General features: G+C 61.3%; 18 protein-coding genes. 8 read left to right on the top strand and 10 right to left on the bottom strand.

Features of this window, described 5'->3' with window-relative positions:
* Window positions 1–4: 4 nt before the first annotated feature.
* From RGM2987_RS09150 to RGM2987_RS09170, 5 genes are all read right to left on the bottom strand, one after another.
* The gene (locus RGM2987_RS09150) at window positions 5–433 is read right to left on the bottom strand and encodes a Spy/CpxP family protein refolding chaperone (protein ID WP_245139994.1); all 429 of its coding nucleotides are present in this window, start codon (window positions 431–433) and stop codon (window positions 5–7) included.
* Between the two features lie 292 nt (window positions 434–725).
* The gene (locus RGM2987_RS09155; protein ID WP_053124474.1) at window positions 726–1,403 is read right to left on the bottom strand and encodes a response regulator transcription factor; all 678 of its coding nucleotides are present in this window, start codon (window positions 1,401–1,403) and stop codon (window positions 726–728) included.
* A 7-nt stretch (window positions 1,404–1,410) separates the two neighbouring features.
* On the bottom strand, window positions 1,411–1,821 hold the full coding sequence (locus tag RGM2987_RS09160; RefSeq protein ID WP_245139996.1) for a translation initiation factor 2: 411 nt from the start codon (window positions 1,819–1,821) through the stop codon (window positions 1,411–1,413).
* A 117-nt stretch (window positions 1,822–1,938) separates the two neighbouring features.
* Window positions 1,939–2,238, bottom strand: a complete 300-nt coding sequence (locus tag RGM2987_RS09165; protein ID WP_245139999.1) for a YciI family protein — start codon at window positions 2,236–2,238, stop codon at window positions 1,939–1,941.
* A gap of 1 nt (window position 2,239) precedes the next feature.
* A complete protein-coding gene (locus RGM2987_RS09170; protein ID WP_245140001.1) occupies window positions 2,240–2,836 on the bottom strand; it encodes a septation protein A in 597 nt (198 codons plus the stop codon).
* Between the two features lie 87 nt (window positions 2,837–2,923).
* Here RGM2987_RS09170 and RGM2987_RS09175 point away from each other — a divergent pair, with 87 nt between their 5' ends.
* The 5 genes from RGM2987_RS09175 (at window position 2,924) to rluB (ending at window position 7,658) form a co-directional block, all read left to right on the top strand.
* A complete protein-coding gene (locus RGM2987_RS09175; RefSeq protein ID WP_245140003.1) occupies window positions 2,924–3,787 on the top strand; it encodes a PHP domain-containing protein in 864 nt (287 codons plus the stop codon).
* Between the two features lie 13 nt (window positions 3,788–3,800).
* Complete coding sequence (locus RGM2987_RS09180; RefSeq protein WP_245140006.1) at window positions 3,801–4,430, top strand: L-threonylcarbamoyladenylate synthase; 630 nt, start codon at window positions 3,801–3,803, stop codon at window positions 4,428–4,430.
* A 132-nt stretch (window positions 4,431–4,562) separates the two neighbouring features.
* The gene (locus RGM2987_RS09185; RefSeq protein WP_245140031.1) at window positions 4,563–5,261 is read left to right on the top strand and encodes a ScpA family protein; all 699 of its coding nucleotides are present in this window, start codon (window positions 4,563–4,565) and stop codon (window positions 5,259–5,261) included.
* A gap of 11 nt (window positions 5,262–5,272) precedes the next feature.
* A complete protein-coding gene (gene scpB / locus RGM2987_RS09190) occupies window positions 5,273–6,217 on the top strand; it encodes an SMC-Scp complex subunit ScpB (RefSeq protein WP_245140009.1) in 945 nt (314 codons plus the stop codon).
* Window positions 6,218–6,422: 205 nt separating this feature from the next.
* Window positions 6,423–7,658 (top strand): 23S rRNA pseudouridine(2605) synthase RluB, encoded by a 1,236-nt coding sequence (gene rluB, locus RGM2987_RS09195; protein ID WP_245140011.1) that lies wholly within the window; start codon window positions 6,423–6,425, stop codon window positions 7,656–7,658.
* Window positions 7,659–7,925: 267 nt separating this feature from the next.
* On the opposite strand, the gene RGM2987_RS09200 is transcribed toward rluB, so the two are convergent.
* On the bottom strand, window positions 7,926–8,891 hold the full coding sequence (locus tag RGM2987_RS09200) for a leucyl aminopeptidase (RefSeq protein ID WP_245140013.1): 966 nt from the start codon (window positions 8,889–8,891) through the stop codon (window positions 7,926–7,928).
* Window positions 8,892–8,983: 92 nt separating this feature from the next.
* Window positions 8,984–9,121 carry a hypothetical protein gene (locus tag RGM2987_RS09205; protein WP_042729498.1) on the bottom strand — a complete coding sequence of 46 codons (138 nt, stop codon included), beginning with the start codon at window positions 9,119–9,121 and terminating at the stop codon, window positions 8,984–8,986.
* Between the two features lie 656 nt (window positions 9,122–9,777).
* Between RGM2987_RS09205 and RGM2987_RS09210 the strand changes: the two genes are divergently transcribed.
* A complete protein-coding gene (locus RGM2987_RS09210; RefSeq protein WP_245140018.1) occupies window positions 9,778–11,199 on the top strand; it encodes an amino acid permease in 1,422 nt (473 codons plus the stop codon).
* A gap of 221 nt (window positions 11,200–11,420) precedes the next feature.
* A complete protein-coding gene (gene arfB / locus RGM2987_RS09215; RefSeq protein WP_013694088.1) occupies window positions 11,421–11,834 on the top strand; it encodes an alternative ribosome rescue aminoacyl-tRNA hydrolase ArfB in 414 nt (137 codons plus the stop codon).
* Here arfB and RGM2987_RS09220 read toward each other — a convergent pair.
* The 3 genes from RGM2987_RS09220 to RGM2987_RS09230 form a co-directional block, all read right to left on the bottom strand.
* Window positions 11,831–13,030 (bottom strand): MFS transporter, encoded by a 1,200-nt coding sequence (locus tag RGM2987_RS09220; RefSeq protein WP_245140021.1) that lies wholly within the window; start codon window positions 13,028–13,030, stop codon window positions 11,831–11,833. The two genes, arfB and RGM2987_RS09220, sit on opposite strands and share 4 nt — an antisense overlap.
* Before the next feature lie 103 nt (window positions 13,031–13,133).
* Window positions 13,134–13,364: a hypothetical protein gene (locus RGM2987_RS09225; protein ID WP_245140024.1), complete on the bottom strand. Its 231-nt coding sequence runs from the start codon at window positions 13,362–13,364 to the stop codon at window positions 13,134–13,136.
* 36 nt (window positions 13,365–13,400) lie between these two features.
* On the bottom strand, window positions 13,401–13,544 hold the full coding sequence (locus RGM2987_RS09230; protein ID WP_245140026.1) for a hypothetical protein: 144 nt from the start codon (window positions 13,542–13,544) through the stop codon (window positions 13,401–13,403).
* Window positions 13,545–13,883: 339 nt separating this feature from the next.
* Here RGM2987_RS09230 and RGM2987_RS09235 point away from each other — a divergent pair, with 339 nt between their 5' ends.
* Complete coding sequence (locus RGM2987_RS09235; protein WP_245140029.1) at window positions 13,884–15,509, top strand: methyl-accepting chemotaxis protein; 1,626 nt, start codon at window positions 13,884–13,886, stop codon at window positions 15,507–15,509.
* Window positions 15,510–15,613 lie beyond the last annotated feature (104 nt).

Consider the following 15,613-nt stretch of genomic DNA (forward strand, 5'->3'; position numbering starts at 1 on the left):
AGCATTATTGCGCTTTTTGCGGTTGTTGCGCTTTCCAGGCCTTGAACTCTGCCCACTCGGCGCGACGCTCGGCCTGTTTTTTCTGGATCGCGTCGAACTCTTTCTGCTGCTCAGGTTTGAGCAGGCCACGGATCTGGGCGTCGACTTTCTCGTGTCGGGCGGCCATTTCGTCTTTCATGGCTTTCTGGTCAGCCGGCGACAGTTTGGCCAGGTATTTCTCTACCAATTCGCGGCGCTCGTGGCGCTGTTCACCCATGATCCTGCGGATCTGCTGGCGCTGTTCGCGGCTCAGGTCCAGTTGGCTGTACGGACCTTTGTCGTGCATCTGACCGCCATGACGCGGTCCGTCCATCGGGCCAGGGCCTTCAGGCATGGCCATGGCGACGGTGGGCAGGGCGGCAGCGAACATCAGAGCGATAAGGGTCTTGCGCATGGTGTATCTCCTTGTCTCATTCCCGGTCAGTTCCGGATGTGTGCAGATTACAAAGATCAAGGTCAGCGGCGGTCAGGGGGGCGTAAAGCTTGGGTAAAGAGGTTTTGTCGGGAGGCTGACAAAACCCTGGCGGATGGTGTGCACCTGTGGCGAGGGAGCTTGCTCCCGCTGGAGGGCGAAGCCCTCCCATGCAAATGACAGTGTTCGGCCTGATGGACTGCAGTGTGAGGTTCTGGGGCTACTTCGTAGCCCAGCGGGAGCAAGCTCCCTCGCCACGGGTGGGCGCTGTGTTCTAGAGGCTGTAGTAATAACCCCGGCTACGCAGCGCCACGATGCGCGGGCGGCCGTCGGGGTGGGGGCCGATTTTCTTGCGCAGGTTGCTCACGTGCATGTCCAGGCTGCGGTCATACAGGGTGAGCTTGCGGCCCAGGGCGATCTGCGCCAGTTCCTGCTTGTCCAGCGGCTCGCCGGGCTGCTTGAGCAAGGCTTCGAGCAGGCGGCTTTCGGAAACGGTCAGGGTCTGTTCCTGCTCGTCAATGCTGACCACGCCGCGTACCGGGCTGAAGGTCAGGTCCCCCAGTTCGATCTGGCTGGACACCGCCGTCGGGTGGCTGCGGCGCAACACGGCGCGCAGGCGTGCGGTCAGTTCCCGTGGGTCGCAGGGCTTGGCCAGGTAATCGTCGGCGCCCAGCTCCAGGCCGAGGATGCGATCCAGTGGTTCGCCCCGGGCCGAGAGCATCAGCACCGGCAGTTCGGGGTGATCGTTGCGCAATTGCTTGAGCAGTTCCAGGCCGCTGCCATCGGGCAGCATCACATCCAGCACCACCGCCGCTGGGGCGGTTTCGGCCAGCGCCTTGCGGGCACTCTGGCCATCGTGGCAGGCGCGGACCTGAAAACCTTCCTGGCCCAGCCAGCTCACCAGCAGCTCACACAGCTCCTGGTCATCATCAATCAGTAACAGCTCGCTCATGACTCACTCAATTTAGCCATTGCCGACGTTGTCTACGTCCACCGCTGGCAAAGATACCGCAGAGCAGGGCCAATAGCGCTACCCCGGCACCAATGACGAACCATTGCTGTTGATCGGTCAACAGGCGCGGCAGGGGGCTGGCCTGGGCTTCCTTGAGTTGCAGCTTCAGGCGCTGGTTCTCCTGGCGCAACCGGCCCAGCAACGCGCTCTCGCGCTCGTTATCGGCGCTCTGCAGTTGCTTGGTCAGCTCTTCGCGCTGATGCTCGCTGTCTTTCAAGCGTTGCTGCAGTTCGGCGATCTGGCTGCCGGCGCTCAGGGACAAGGGGGCCGAGTGAACGGCCTCGGTATTCTCTTCACCATGGGCGGGGGCCCCGATCACCAACGAGACCCATAACAGGCACAACGGACCTTTGCGCATTGCCACTCCTGAATTCCAGTCGAGATAAGACAGATTAGACAGGTTGTCGGCAGGCAAACGAGAACAATGAGCAATTGAGCGCAATGAGCCGCGCAGGCCCATTGCGTCGGGAGGGGGTTACGGCAGGACTTGCTTGAACGGCTTGACCACGACATTGGCATAGACGCCCGCCGCGACGAACGGATCGGCCTCGGCCCAGGACTGGGCGGCGGCCAGGGACTCGAACTCGGCCACGATCAGGCTGCCGCTGAAACCGGCGGCGCCCGGGTCATTGCTGTCTACCGCCGGGTGCGGGCCGGCCAGCACGATGCGGCCTTCGGCCTTGAGCTGTTGCAGGCGCTCCAGGTGCTCGGGGCGAGCGGCCAGGCGTTTTTCCAGGGAGTCGGCGACGTCAGTGGCAATGATTGCGTAGAGCATGTCAGTCCTCGGTTTTTGGCGTAGTGGTGTCGGCATCGTGTAGATGACGGGACAGGTAGATGCCCTGGCCGATCAGGAACAACAGCGTCATGCCCAGGCTGCCGAAGACTTTGAAGTCGACCCAGTAATCCTGGAACGTGAACGCAACGAACAGGTTGGCCGCCCCGCTGAACAGGAAGAAGGCGATCCAGGCGATGTTCAGCCGGGTCCAGATCACGTCCGGCAGGCTCAGGGCGTGGCCCATGATGCGCTTGATCAGCAGGCTGTCGCCGATGAAATGGCTGCCAATGAAGGCCAGGGCGAACAGCCAGTTGAGCACCGGGGCTTTCCACTTGAGGAAGGTTTCGCTGTGGAAGGCCAGGGTCAGGCTGCCGAACACCAGGCAGGCAATGAGGGTCAGCCACTGGCTTTTCTCCAGTTTGCGCTGGGAAATGAACAGCGCGCCGTAGACCACCAGGGAGCTGATGATCAGCACGGCGGTGGCGCTGTAGATACCGCCTACAGTCAAGGAGTGGCCGGCGATGTCGACGGCGCGGGGATCAAATTTGTAGACGATGAAAAACAGCAGGAGCGGGATGAAATCGATGAATTGTTTCACAGTGGCAGCCAGAAGCAGGATGTGGCGGCATAATAACAAACATCCTTGGCCGCGATAGGGCCAGCTGATTTGAGGTAACAAACTCTCGTGAATGTCGATTTGCACTGCCATAGCACGGCCTCCGATGGCGCCCTGGCGCCAGCAGTTCTGGTGGCGCGAGCGTTCGAGCACGGCGTGCGAGTCCTGGCCCTGACCGACCACGACACCCTCGAAGGCCTCGACGAAGCCCGTAGCGCCGCCACTGCCTTGGGCATGCAACTGGTCAACGGGGTCGAGCTTTCCTGTACCTGGGGCGGGGCGACCATTCACGTGCTGGGCTATGGTTTCGATGTGAGTGCGCCCTCGCTGGTCCAGGCCATTGCGCAGCTGCGCGACGGCCGCTGGCTACGCTCCGAAGAAATCAGCCGCAAACTGGCGCTCAAGGGCATGCCTGGTGCATTGGAGGGCGCCCGGCAGATCCAGCAGGAACTGGGCGACAGTGGCAACGCCCCGGCCCGGCCGCACTTCGCCGACTGGATGGTGCGCGAGGGCTTCGTCAAGGATCGCGCCGAGGCGTTCCGTAAATGGCTGGGGGCCGGCAAGCTGGGAGACGTCAAGCAGCACTGGCCGACCCTGGAAGAGACCGTCGAGACCCTGCGGGCCGCCGGTGCCTGGGTCAGCCTGGCGCATCCTTGGCACTATGATTTCACCCGCAGCAAGCGCCGCCGGCTGGTCGCCGACTATATTCAAGCAGGGGGCCACGCCATCGAGGTGGTCAACGGCCATCAGCCGGCCGAGCAGGTCGGCAGCCTGGCGATTCTGGCCCGAGAGTTCGGCCTGCTGGTGACCGCCGGCAGTGATTTCCATGGCCCTGGAGGCTGGTCCGAGATTGGCGAATATCGCCCGTTGCCGGAAGATCTGCCACCACTATGGTGTAGATTCAAACATGATCCCGTTACCGCCGCCGTCTGAACAGGTAGAACACGTGAGTCAATTTTTCCAGATTCATCCGGAAAACCCGCAAGCGCGCCTGATCAAGCAGGCGGTCGAGATCATCCGTAGCGGTGGCGTGGTGGTCTATCCGACCGACTCCGCCTACGCCATCGGCTGCCAGATCGGTGACAAGAACGCCGTTGAGCGGGTACGTCGTCTGCGTCAGCTCGATGACAAGCACAACTTTGCGCTGATCTGCAGCGACCTGTCGCAGCTTGGCCTGTTCGCCAAGATCGACACCGGCACCTTCCGCCTGCTCAAAGCTCATCTGCCGGGACCGTACACCTTTATCCTCAACGCCACGCGGGAAGTCCCGCGTCTGTTGCTGCACCCGAAAAAGCGCACCATCGGCCTGCGGGTGCCAAGCCATCCCATCGCCCTGGCGCTGCTGGCGGAGCTGGGCGAGCCGCTGATGAGTGTGACGCTGATCATGCCCGGCGACACGGAGCCGATGACCGACCCGTATGAGATTCGGCAGTTGCTGGAACATCAGGTCGAGCTGATCATCGACGGTGGTTTCGGCGGTATGAAAGCCTCCACCGTGATCAATCTGGCCGACGGCGAGCCGCAGGTGGTGCGGGTCGGTTGCGGCGATCCGGCGCCGTTCATGGCCGAGGCCTGAATGTCCGCCGTGGAAGCAGCGGTGGAACATGCCGATCCCCAGGCCGGCGCGCAACAGGAGCTGCCGTTCGCCATGGTCTATGGCCAGGCGGTCATGGAAATGCCCCTGGACCTGTACATTCCGCCGGATGCACTGGAAGTGTTCCTCGAAGCCTTCGAGGGCCCCCTGGACCTTTTGCTGTACCTGATCCGTAAACAGAACATCAACATCCTCGACATCCCGGTGGCGGAGATCACTCGCCAATACATGGGCTATGTCGAGCTGATGCAGTCGGTGCGCCTGGAGCTGGCGGCCGAATACCTGGTAATGGCGGCCATGCTCGCCGAGATCAAGTCGCGGATGCTGCTCCCGCGTTCGGCGACGGTCGAGGAAGAAGAGGACGATCCGCGCGCCGAGCTGATCCGCCGCTTGCAGGAGTACGAGCGCTTCAAGGGGGCCGCCGAAGGCATCGACGGCCTCAGCCGGGTCGGGCGCGACGTGGTGGTGCCCAAGCTCGATGCCCCCGAGGCGCGGGCGCGCAAATTGTTGCCTGACGTGAGTCTGGAAGAGTTACTGGTGTCCATGGCCGAGGTGTTGCGCCGGGGCGATATGTTTGAAAGTCATCAGGTCAGCCGCGAAGCGCTGTCCACCCGCGAGCGCATGAGTGATGTGCTGGAACGGCTCAAGGGCGGCGGCTTTGTGCCCTTCGTCGAGCTGTTCACCGCCGAGGAAGGCCGGTTGGGGGTGGTGGTGACGTTCATGGCGGTGTTGGAATTGGTCAAGGAATCCTTGGTCGAGCTGGTACAGAATGAGCCGTTCGCAGCGATCCACGTGCGGGCACGAGCCGAATAACGAGCAAATCAATGAATCTGACTGAACCCCGCGAGCTGGCGCCGTTGCTTGAAGCTTTCCTGTTGGCGTCGGGAAAGCCGCAATCGATGGAGCGGCTGTTCGAACTCTTCGAAGAAGGCGAGCGGCCTGAGCCGGCCGTGTTCAAGAAAGCCCTGACGCTTTTGGGCAAATCCTGCGAGGGGCGGGCGTTTGAGCTCAAGGAAGTGGCCTCCGGTTATCGCCTGCAGATCCGCGAGAAGTTCGCCCCCTGGGTCGGCCGGCTGTGGGAGGAGCGGCCGCAGCGCTATTCCCGGGCGATGCTCGAAACCCTGGCGCTGATTGCCTATCGCCAGCCGATTACCCGGGGCGAAATCGAGGACGTACGCGGCGTGGCGGTCAACAGCCATATCGTCAAGACGTTGCTGGAGCGTGAATGGATCCGTGTCGTCGGCTATCGCGACGTACCAGGAAAACCGGCGATGTTTGCCACCACCAAGGCGTTTCTCGATCACTTCAACCTGAAGAACCTGGATGACCTGCCGCCACTGGCCGAGTTGCGTGAGCTGGAACCCGAGCCGATGCTCGAATTCGACGACGCACCGGTGCCCCAGGGCTTGCAGGAACTGGCCGACGCCAGCGCCGAACCGGAAGAGCCCAAGGAGGAAACCAGTTTCCACTCGTTGTTGCTGGAACTGGACACCATGGAGGAAGGCCTCAAGACCGACTTCGACGATTTGCTGCGTGACGACATGCGTACCGAAGACGAGATGCCTGACAGTGAGGTTGAACCTGCGGTCGAGGCGGAACCCGAACCCGAAGAGGACATCCTTGGTGTTGCCGAAGCCCGGGAGAAACTGCTGGCTGCCGTTGCTGCTCTTGAGCCGCCCATACCCGAGCCTGAATTGAGCGATGAAGAAGCCGAGGCCCGGGCGTTGGCCGAAGCGATCGAGAACGAACGTCGCCAGTTTGATGATTGATCCATCTGGCACCACAGGGGAATGCAGGGGCGGCGGACCGCCGATCGGCGGAAAACCCGCCGAGGCTACATTGATCAGCTAGTCTCTGATGCGCAAACGCCTCAACGGGCGTATGATTCGCGACCCTTTGGCGATCCCTTCGCCGAAGACCTGTTTCCAACGCGTCAGGCCACGCCTGACCCGATCACACCGGGAGGTGCCCAGAATGAAAGACCTAGACCAGAACGATAGCCAGGAAATCGGCCCAGCCGGCGAGAAACTGCAAAAAGTCCTTGCCCGCATCGGCGTCGGTTCGCGCCGTGACGTGGAAACCTGGATCACCCAGGGCCGCATCAAGGTCAACGGCAAAGACGCCACCTTGGGCCTGCGCGTCGATATGCATGACGCCATCACCATCGATGGCAAGGTGATCAAGCGCGAAGAAGCCGCTGAAACGGTGCGCCGCGTGATCATGTACAACAAGCCCGACGGCGAGATCTGCACCCGTGACGACCCGGAAGGTCGTCCAACGGTGTTCGACAAAATGCCGCGTCCCAAAGAGGGCCGCTGGATCAACATCGGTCGCCTCGACATCAACACCACCGGTCTCTTGATGTTCACCACCGATGGTGAGCTGGCCAACCGTCTGATGCATCCGTCCTACGAGATGGACCGCGAATACGCCGTGCGTGTACGTGGCGAAGTCGATGACGAAATGATCGAGCGCCTGAAGGCCGGCGTCGTGCTGGAAGATGGCCCGGCGCGTTTCACCGACATCAAGCAGGCACCCGGTGGCGAAGGTTTCAACCACTGGTACCACTGCGTGGTTATGGAAGGCCGTAACCGTGAAGTTCGCCGCTTGTGGGAATCCCAGGGCCTGGTGGTCAGCCGCCTGAAGCGTGTGCGTTTCGGCCCGGTGTTCCTCAACTCCGACCTGCCGATGGGTCGCTGGCGCGAAATGAGCCAGCAGGAAGTCGACATCCTGGCAGCCGAAGTGGGCCTGGCGCCGGTAGCAATGCCGCAGATGACTGCCAAGAGCAAGGACAAGCTGGAGCGGATGCAGCGCAAGTCCTCGCGTCCGATGGGCAAGACTGAGCGCGTACGTACGCTGCGTCCGGCTGCCGAGGGTGCCGCGACTGGCCCACGTCCTTCCCGTGAGCCGCAGATCGAAGGTGAACGCCCGGCGCGCAAGCCGGCAGCTCGCCCGGACGGCGAACGCGGACCACGTAGCCCGCGCCCGGCCAACGGTCGGACTGAACGTGGCGAAGGTCGCGGTGCGCCCGCTGGCCGTGGTACGCCAGTGGCCGATCGCCCAGCCGACACCAAACGTCCGGCCAAGCCGGCACCGAAGAAGCGCCCGGGCATCGTCCTGGTCGATCGCGACGCGCCCTCGGGCAAGCGCCGTGGCGCACCGGCCGGTTCGGGGCAGCGTCCAGGGTTTGGGCGGCGTAAGCCGGAGTAAGGCAGCTTTGAACTGCTAGCGGCGAGCTTCAAGAAAAAACGCCAACCGTTGGGTTGGCGTTTTTTTTGGTTCGACTTAAGTGCTGCGGCGCAGACGAGACCGCTTTCGCGAGCAAGCCCGCTCCCACAGTTGATCTTCAATAAATGAAGCATTTGTGTCCGGCGCGGCCTCAGTGTGGGAGCGGGCTTGCTCGCGAAGGGGCCAGCAGCCCCAACCACTGTCCTCCAGACCACCCCCTCGCTTGAAGCTTGCCGCTCAACGTTGCTCTTAAAACACAAACCGCCCATCAAACATCGCCTCATCATCCAGCGCCAGCACACCACTCTCGAAAATCAGATCCAGGTGATGACTGCCCTTGGCCCCACCTCCAAGCCCCAGGTGCAGGCCGCAATGGCGCTCTTCGAAACCGGCGTTGCGCGCATACAGGCTCTTGACCCCTTCGTTGGTGCCAATGCCCAGTTCCTCGATACGCCGGTTGGACGGGTTGGCCTCCAGGTATTTGTTGAAATCGTGTTCCAGGCCCGGCACGTCGGTGGCGATTTTCTGGATGGTGGAGTTTTCGATCCACAGCTCCAGCGGCGATTGCAGCACGCCGTATTTGCGCGCAAACGGAATGGTGCTGAGGAACGTGCCGACGAATTTAACCCGGCCATTGATGGTGTCGCTGTGGGTCGCGATCTCACCGGGCGCCAGGTCATAGTTGCCGACGCCGTTGATGTCGGTCCACTTCTTCACGCTGTCCAGGGTGGTGTCGAAATACGAGCCATGATCATCCTGGAAACTCAAGGTCGTCGCCTGGGACATTCGCTGGATCAGGTGGCTGTTGAGCCCCGCGATGCGCTGGGGAATGACGCTGAAGGTGTCATAGAAGTAATCGCCGTAGTCCTTGAACAGCAGTGATTTTTTCCAGTTGTCCGCCATTACGCCCTGCAGTGCGCGGACAAAGTCCGGGCCATCAGGGCGTGGGTTGGGCAGGGTGGAAGAGTCGTAGAAGAAAATGTACAGGTCGCTGTCGGCAATCGCCCGAGACAAGCGCTCCGTGGGTTCAAGGTCCAGGCGCATGGCACTGAACCGGAAGGGCGAGCCGCTGCCAGCCTGTTCGGCGATGGCCCCGGTCAGCGCTTCGTACCCGGCGGTGTGGCCGAGCAACACCTTGGCGGGCTGGATGCCGGCCAGGGCGGGGTGGTGTTCGAGGTAGTAAAGGAAATGTGAGATGGCTCGTTGTGTGTCCATGCTTATTCTTCCCTGACGAATGATTCAACTTCCCTGACAGCGGGCAAAAAGTGGCGGAGTCGACCGGCCGGACCGCCTCCGCCGGATTATGCCTACAGAGGCCACATCGCCGTGCCGAACGGAACGACGGCGTCGGCCTGCATCATTTCAACGGCGGCTTCATGGGTCGGTGCTTCGAACCATTCGTCCAGCTGCAGTTCGGTTTCCAAGTCTTTGTCCAGTGTTTGCATAGTGAATCTCCTAGATGACTTTTACGGAAAAAAGCGGGTCGATGCGGCGATTGAAACGGGCCGCAATCGGCCCCGCAAAACTTGTCGGCACGATGCCTTGGCAAGTCGCTGAAAACCTAGTCGAGGGATTTTTGGAATGCAAAAAAATAATTTTATTTTTTCATTTGAACTTTTTATTCCATTTTAGAGGGCGAAATTACTCATTCAAAAACAGCCGGCTATGGGTTTTTTTTATTAGGTAGCTAGCTACCGTCAATTTGCAGTCGTATTACAGAAAATTCCTACATGGAAACTCTGCGTTACGGGTTGTAAAGCATTCCTGACGATTCTTGTCTGTCGAGCCGGTGGGTTTCGGCGTCTGGAAAGAATGTAAGAAAAAGCTGCCGGGTGGACTGGCTCGGCGCGCTTTGCGTCCCTTCACAGTGCTTGTTTCAGGTCGCCGGGAAGGGTCAGATGCCCGCCAGACCTGAAATGTGGGGTGCGACGCTGATCCGGTGGTGTCTGGTAGCAGCAGGGCAGCGGTGTACAATGCGCCGCGTTTTACTGTGACCCTTCGCGTACCCACGCATTTTCAAGGTTATCCGCCTTGTTCACTCCGCCACGCCACGAGCGTGTCGGGTTCGATTTCGTCACAGATAAAAACAAATAGGTGACGCATGACCGTTGTAGAAAATACGCATTCAGGCGAGCTGAAACGCGGCCTGAAAAATCGCCACATTCAATTGATCGCCCTCGGCGGCGCGATTGGCACCGGCCTGTTCCTCGGCTCGGCGGGGGTGCTCAAGTCAGCCGGCCCGTCGATGATCCTCGGCTACGCCATCTGCGGTTTCATTGCCTTCATGATCATGCGCCAGTTGGGCGAAATGATCGTCGAAGAGCCGGTGGCCGGTTCCTTCAGTCATTTTGCCCACAAGTACTGGGGCGGTTTCGCCGGGTTCCTGTCGGGCTGGAACTGCTGGATTCTCTACATCCTGGTGGGCATGTCCGAGCTGACGGCCGTGGGCAAGTACATCCATTACTGGGCGCCGGACATCCCCAGCTGGGTCTCGGCGGCGGGGTTCTTCATCCTGATCAACGCCATCAACCTGGCTAATGTGAAGGTCTTCGGCGAGGCTGAATTCTGGTTCGCGATCATCAAGGTGGTAGCGATTGTCGGCATGATTGCCCTGGGCAGCTACCTGTTGGTCAGCGGTCACGGCGGCCCGCAAGCGTCGGTGACCAACCTGTGGTCCCACGGCGGGTTTTTCCCTAATGGCGTAAGCGGCCTGGTGATGGCAATGGCGATCATCATGTTCTCCTTCGGTGGCCTGGAAATGCTCGGCTTCACCGCCGCTGAGGCCGACAAACCGAAAACCGTGATCCCCAAGGCCATCAACCAGGTGATCTACCGGATCCTGATTTTCTACATCGGCGCCTTGGTGGTGCTGTTGTCCCTGACCCCTTGGGACAGCCTGCTGACCACGCTCAATGCTTCCGGCGATGCCTACAGCGGTAGTCCGTTCGTGCAGGTGTTCTCGATGCTGGGCAGCAACACTGCGGCGCATATTCTCAACTTCGTGGTGCTGACCGCCGCGTTGTCGGTGTACAACAGCGGCACCTACTGCAACAGCCGCATGCTGCTGGGCATGGCCGAACAGGGCGACGCGCCCAAGGCCCTGGCGAAGATCGACAGGCGCGGCGTGCCGGTGCGCTCGATCCTCGCCTCGGCAGCGGTCACGCTCGTCGCGGTGTTGCTGAACTACCTGATCCCGCAGCACGCGCTGGAGCTGTTGATGTCGCTGGTGGTCGCGACGCTGGTGATCAACTGGGCGATGATCAGCTACTCGCACTTCAAATTCCGCCAACACATGAACCAGACCCGCCAGACGCCGCTGTTCAAGGCGCTGTGGTACCCGTACGGCAATTACATCTGCCTGGCGTTCGTGGTGTTCATCCTGGGCGTGATGCTGCTGATCCCCAGCATCCAGGTTTCGGTCTATGCGATCCCGGTGTGGGTGGTGTTCATGTGGGTGTGCTACGTGATCAAGAACAAGCGTAGCGCCCGGCATGGGATGACGTTGGCGGCGGCTGCCAAGTAGGCATCGTTGACCTGCACCAAACCCGGCTGAATGCCGGGTTTGGTGTTTCTGGTCCACGCCAAACCCTGTGGGAGCGGGCTTGCTCGCGAAAGCGGTGTGTCAGTCGATAGAGGTATTGAATGTAACGACGCCTTCGCGAGCAAGCCCGCTCCCACAGGGGGAGAGTGTTGCTCTGGGGATTCGGGGTATTCTGTGGGGCCTGACACCGGACAACACTTTTTATGCTGGCGATTTCCAACACTGTGCACATCCCCGACGCCGAGATCGAGCTGACGGCCATCCGCGCCCAAGGTGCGGGCGGGCAGAACGTCAATAAAGTCTCCAGCGCGGTGCACTTGCGCTTCGACATCCCGGCCTCGTCGCTGCCCGAATTCTACAAGGAGCGCCTGCTGGCCCTGCGCGACAGCCGCATCACCAGCGACGGCGTGTTGATCATCAAGGCCCAGCAATACCGCACCCAGGAACAGAACCGGGCCGATGCCCTGGAGCGACTGACCGAGCTGATCCTCAGCGCCACCAAGGTCGAGAAGAAACGCCGTCCGACCAAGCCCACGCTGGGCTCGAAGAAGCGCCGGCTGGAATCCAAGACCAAGCGTGGTTCGATCAAGGCCGGGCGCGGCAAGGTCGATTTCTAGTTTATTTCCCGGGCCTGGCGCTGCCTTGGCGCCTGTCGGTACAGATAGACACTCAGGATCAGCCCGCCCAAAGCCGCCAAGGCCGCGAACAGGAAGATCGACGCGAAACCAAAGCCCGCCGCAATTGCACCGGCCAATGGCCCGGTGATCCCCAGCGACAAGTCGATGAACAACGAATAAGCCCCTACCGCCGCGCCACGGCTGGACGCCGGCACCAGGTTGACCGCCTCCACGCCCAGGGCCGGGAACACCAGGGAAAAACCGAAACCGCTCAGCGCCGCGCCCGCCAAGGCCCAGTGCGCATCGGGCGCCAGCCACAACAGCAACAGGCCCAGCACTTCCACCGACAGGCAGGCAATCGCCACGCGAAAGCCGCCCAGGCGGTTGATCAGGTTGCCGAACAGCAGCCGCGCGCCGATGAAGCTGGCGCCGAACAGGCTCAGGCACAGCACCGCGTTTTCCCAGTGCTGGGTGGCGTAGTACAGGGTGATGAAGGTGGCGATGGTGCCAAAACCGATCGAGCCCAGGGCCAGGCCACAGCCGTGGGGCAGGACGCGTCCCAGCACGTGCATGAACGGCAAGCGTTCGCCGGCGACGATCGGCGCGGCCAGTTTCGGCCAGGCCAGCGCCAGGCCCAGCGCGGCCAGCAAGATGATGCTGACCCCCATGCTCCACAGCCCTAGGGTATTGACCAGCCACACCCCCAGCGGCGCTCCAATCGCCAGCGCGCCGTAGCTGGCGATGCCGTTCCAGGAAATCACCTTGGCGGTGTTCGCCGCGCCGACCCGGCCAATCCCCCAGCCGATGGAACCCGAGCCGACCAGGCTTTCCGCGCTGCCCAGCACCAGGCGGCCGATGAACAGGCTGGTCAGGCTGAGCATCGGCAGGCTCGGCGTCCAGGCGGACACCAACATGAACACACCGCTCAAGCCGCAGCCGGCGAGGCCGATCATGACCGCACGCTTGCTTCCCAGGTTATCGATGATCCGGCCCGCATAAGGGCGGCTGAGCAGGGTCGCGAGGTACTGGACGCTGATCACCAGCCCGGCGATGACCGCGCCAAACCCCAGTTCGCCATGGACATACCCAGGCAGCACGGCCAGGGGAATGCCGACATTCAGGTAGCCGATGAAGGTGAACAGAACAATGGAGACAACTTGCAGCGTGACCGCCAGGGGGCGCTGGGAATCTGACATGAGGAAAGGGTCCACGGAGCAGCGGTAATAGATAGGCTGCTTATGATAACGGCGACCGTGGTGGCAGAGCGCGGAAAAGTAAAACTATTTGCCGAACGGCGGCTCAGTCGGTGGTTTGCCCGCTCACCAGATGGCTGGTAACCAGCGCGGCGAGGGCGTTTTCCTCGGTGCCGAAACGAGCCAGCAGGGCGGCTTGTTTCTCAGGCGATAAGCGCGTCCAGATCTCGACCATTTTTTCGGCCGTGCCGATCAGTACGCTGGCCTGGGCTTCGCTGAAAGGGGAGGTGTCGTCGGTCATCGGGGGCTCGACATTCAGGCAGTGTGGAAAGCGCATCTTAGCGCTTTCCACACGGTCTGGTTACGCGGTGAATCAGTCTTCGCTGTCGGCCTGGCGGCGTTCAGTGGCTTCTTTGGGCTCGGGTTGCTGGGCGTCTGCTGGCCTCCCGGCTTGTAGCGTGGTCGTCTGCTCAGTGTCGTGCAGGCTTGGGAAGGGGAGATTAGGGATCTCGTGCATATCGCGCTCCTCGCAAGGTCTGTGGGTAGATCTGGTAGATCCGCGCTTTTAAAAAAGCCTGGGCAGGATACAGCAGGAGAAATGACAAAAAGACTTTTAAATCCTGCCGCACCGACCGATGGGATTGTCCAGACAGGTCAGGGCGAACATTCGTTTCGCCGTTGCGGGGCGCTCACGACCCGATGGTTGGTCGTCCCTGGCGCTCAAGAATGGGGCTCTCGGGCCGATGGCGAGACATATCCCCGCACTCACGTTCAACGTCGTTTGCGCGCGACATGGAAGGTCTGGACCTATCGGTCCGTGGGGCTCGGCTTCATCACTTCGTAGAGATCCTCCTCCATGTTTCTGCAAAAATCCCTGAAAGCCCAGATTCTCGCTCTGCTGAGCGGGAGTTTGCTGGCGATGTTGTTGATCGCCTTGGCGTCGTTTCATTTCCTTTCCGATGGCGTACAGAACTATCGCAACTTGATCGATGGGCCGTTGCGCGCCTCCCAGGCAATCGACGAGGCCAACCTGCAATTCAAGTCACAGGTCCAGGAGTGGAAAAACGTTCTGTTGCGGGGCAAGGAGCCGGCGGAACGGGAAAAATACTGGAAGCAGTTCGAAGAACGCCAGGGTGATGTCCAAGGCATTCTGAGTGATCTGATCGGCCACCAGGATCTCCCGGCCCAGATCAAGACGCGTATCGAGCGTCTGCGCGATGAGCACCGCCAGTTGGCTTCGGCCTATCAGAAGGGGCGGGACGCCTTTGTGGCAGCGGGTAGTGACGCAGCGGCGGGCGATTCGGCGGTCAAGGGCATGGACCGTGCGACCAGTGAGCAGATGAGCGAACTGGTGGTTGATCTGCACAAACTGGGCAGCGACCAGTCGGTGTTGATCAGCGCCGGGGCCGATCGTACGATCATGCTCGGCGTCGCGGTGATGCTGGTGTCAGGCTTGTTGATCGGCTTGTTCAGCCTGTGGCTGGTCAACCGCAACCTGGTGCAGCCAATCCGTAGCCTGATCGAATACGTCACCCAACTGAGCCGCGGGCGTTTCGCCGAGCGGGTCAGCAGCAATCGCCAGGACGAGTTGGGCAATCTGGCGGTAGCCGCCAACACCCTGCGTGATTTCCTCGCCGAAACCTTTACCCGCCTGCAACGCAGCGCCACGGATCTGGACAGCGCCAGCGGTGAACTCAATGCCATCGCCAGCCTGATGAGCCAAGGCACCAACGAGCAGTTCGAGCGCACCGACCAGGTGGCAACGGCGATGAATGAAATGTCCGCCACGGCCCAGGAAGTGGCACGTCACGCCGCTGATGCAGCACGGGCCGCCGACGATGCCGATCAATCGGCACAACAGGGCGAGAAGGTCATGCAGGGGACCATCCACACCATCACCCGCATGCGCGGCGAAATCGCCAATACCGCTACGGTGATCCGTCAGCTGGAAACCGACAGCGGGCGTATCGGCAAAGTGTTGGAAGTGATTCGCGCGATTGCCGAACAGACCAACCTGCTGGCACTCAACGCGGCCATCGAAGCGGCCCGAGCGGGTGAGGCGGGTCGCGGTTTCGCCGTGGTCGCCGATGAAGTGCGCAGTTTGGCCCAGCGCACGGCGTCGTCAATCATCGAGATCAACCAGATCATCCAGACCGTGCAAACCGGTGCGGTCGACGCGGCCCAGGCCATCGAAAGCGGTCAGACGCGCAGCGAAGAAAGTGTGCAACAGGTGACCCAGGCGGGCGCGATGCTTGAACGCATCACCGAGTCCGTCGAAGCGATCCGCGACATGAACCGCCAGATCGCCACTGCTGCGGAAGAGCAGACTTCAGTGGCCGAAGACATCTCGCGCAACCTCACCGAAATCACCAGCATTGCCAGCACCAACTTGGATAACGTGCAGCGCACCGAAGCAGCCAGTGGGAATTTGCACAGTCTGTCAAGGCAGTTGAATGAAGTGACGGCGCGGTTGAGTGCCTGACGGCTCACCAATTTATGGCGGGCCAAATCATCGTGGCGAGGGAGCTTGCTCCCGCTGGGCTGCGCAGCAGCCCCAAACCATCAGACGCGATGTGTCAGGAGGAT

The organism is Pseudomonas sp. RGM2987 (assembly GCF_022952855.1).
Lineage (GTDB): Bacteria > Pseudomonadota > Gammaproteobacteria > Pseudomonadales > Pseudomonadaceae > Aquipseudomonas.

Bases quoted from the DNA above. Each gene is read 5' to 3' on its own strand.
- RGM2987_RS09150 (WP_245139994.1), bottom strand. From the start codon at position 433: ATGCGCAAGACCCTTATCGCTCTGATGTTCGCTGCCGCCCTGCCCACC.
- RGM2987_RS09155 (WP_053124474.1), bottom strand. From the start codon at position 1,403: ATGAGCGAGCTGTTACTGATTGATGATGACCAGGAGCTGTGTGAGCTG.
- RGM2987_RS09160 (WP_245139996.1), bottom strand. From the start codon at position 1,821: ATGCGCAAAGGTCCGTTGTGCCTGTTATGGGTCTCGTTGGTGATCGGG.
- RGM2987_RS09165 (WP_245139999.1), bottom strand. From the start codon at position 2,238: ATGCTCTACGCAATCATTGCCACTGACGTCGCCGACTCCCTGGAAAAA.
- scpB (WP_245140009.1), top strand. From the start codon at position 5,273: ATGAATCTGACTGAACCCCGCGAGCTGGCGCCGTTGCTTGAAGCTTTC.
- rluB (WP_245140011.1), top strand. From the start codon at position 6,423: ATGAAAGACCTAGACCAGAACGATAGCCAGGAAATCGGCCCAGCCGGC.
- RGM2987_RS09200 (WP_245140013.1), bottom strand. From the start codon at position 8,891: ATGGACACACAACGAGCCATCTCACATTTCCTTTACTACCTCGAACAC.
- RGM2987_RS09205 (WP_042729498.1), bottom strand. From the start codon at position 9,121: ATGCAAACACTGGACAAAGACTTGGAAACCGAACTGCAGCTGGACGAA.
- RGM2987_RS09210 (WP_245140018.1), top strand. From the start codon at position 9,778: ATGACCGTTGTAGAAAATACGCATTCAGGCGAGCTGAAACGCGGCCTG.
- arfB (WP_013694088.1), top strand. From the start codon at position 11,421: ATGCTGGCGATTTCCAACACTGTGCACATCCCCGACGCCGAGATCGAG.
- RGM2987_RS09220 (WP_245140021.1), bottom strand. From the start codon at position 13,030: ATGTCAGATTCCCAGCGCCCCCTGGCGGTCACGCTGCAAGTTGTCTCC.
- RGM2987_RS09225 (WP_245140024.1), bottom strand. From the start codon at position 13,364: ATGCGCTTTCCACACTGCCTGAATGTCGAGCCCCCGATGACCGACGAC.
- RGM2987_RS09230 (WP_245140026.1), bottom strand. From the start codon at position 13,544: ATGCACGAGATCCCTAATCTCCCCTTCCCAAGCCTGCACGACACTGAG.
- RGM2987_RS09235 (WP_245140029.1), top strand. From the start codon at position 13,884: ATGTTTCTGCAAAAATCCCTGAAAGCCCAGATTCTCGCTCTGCTGAGC.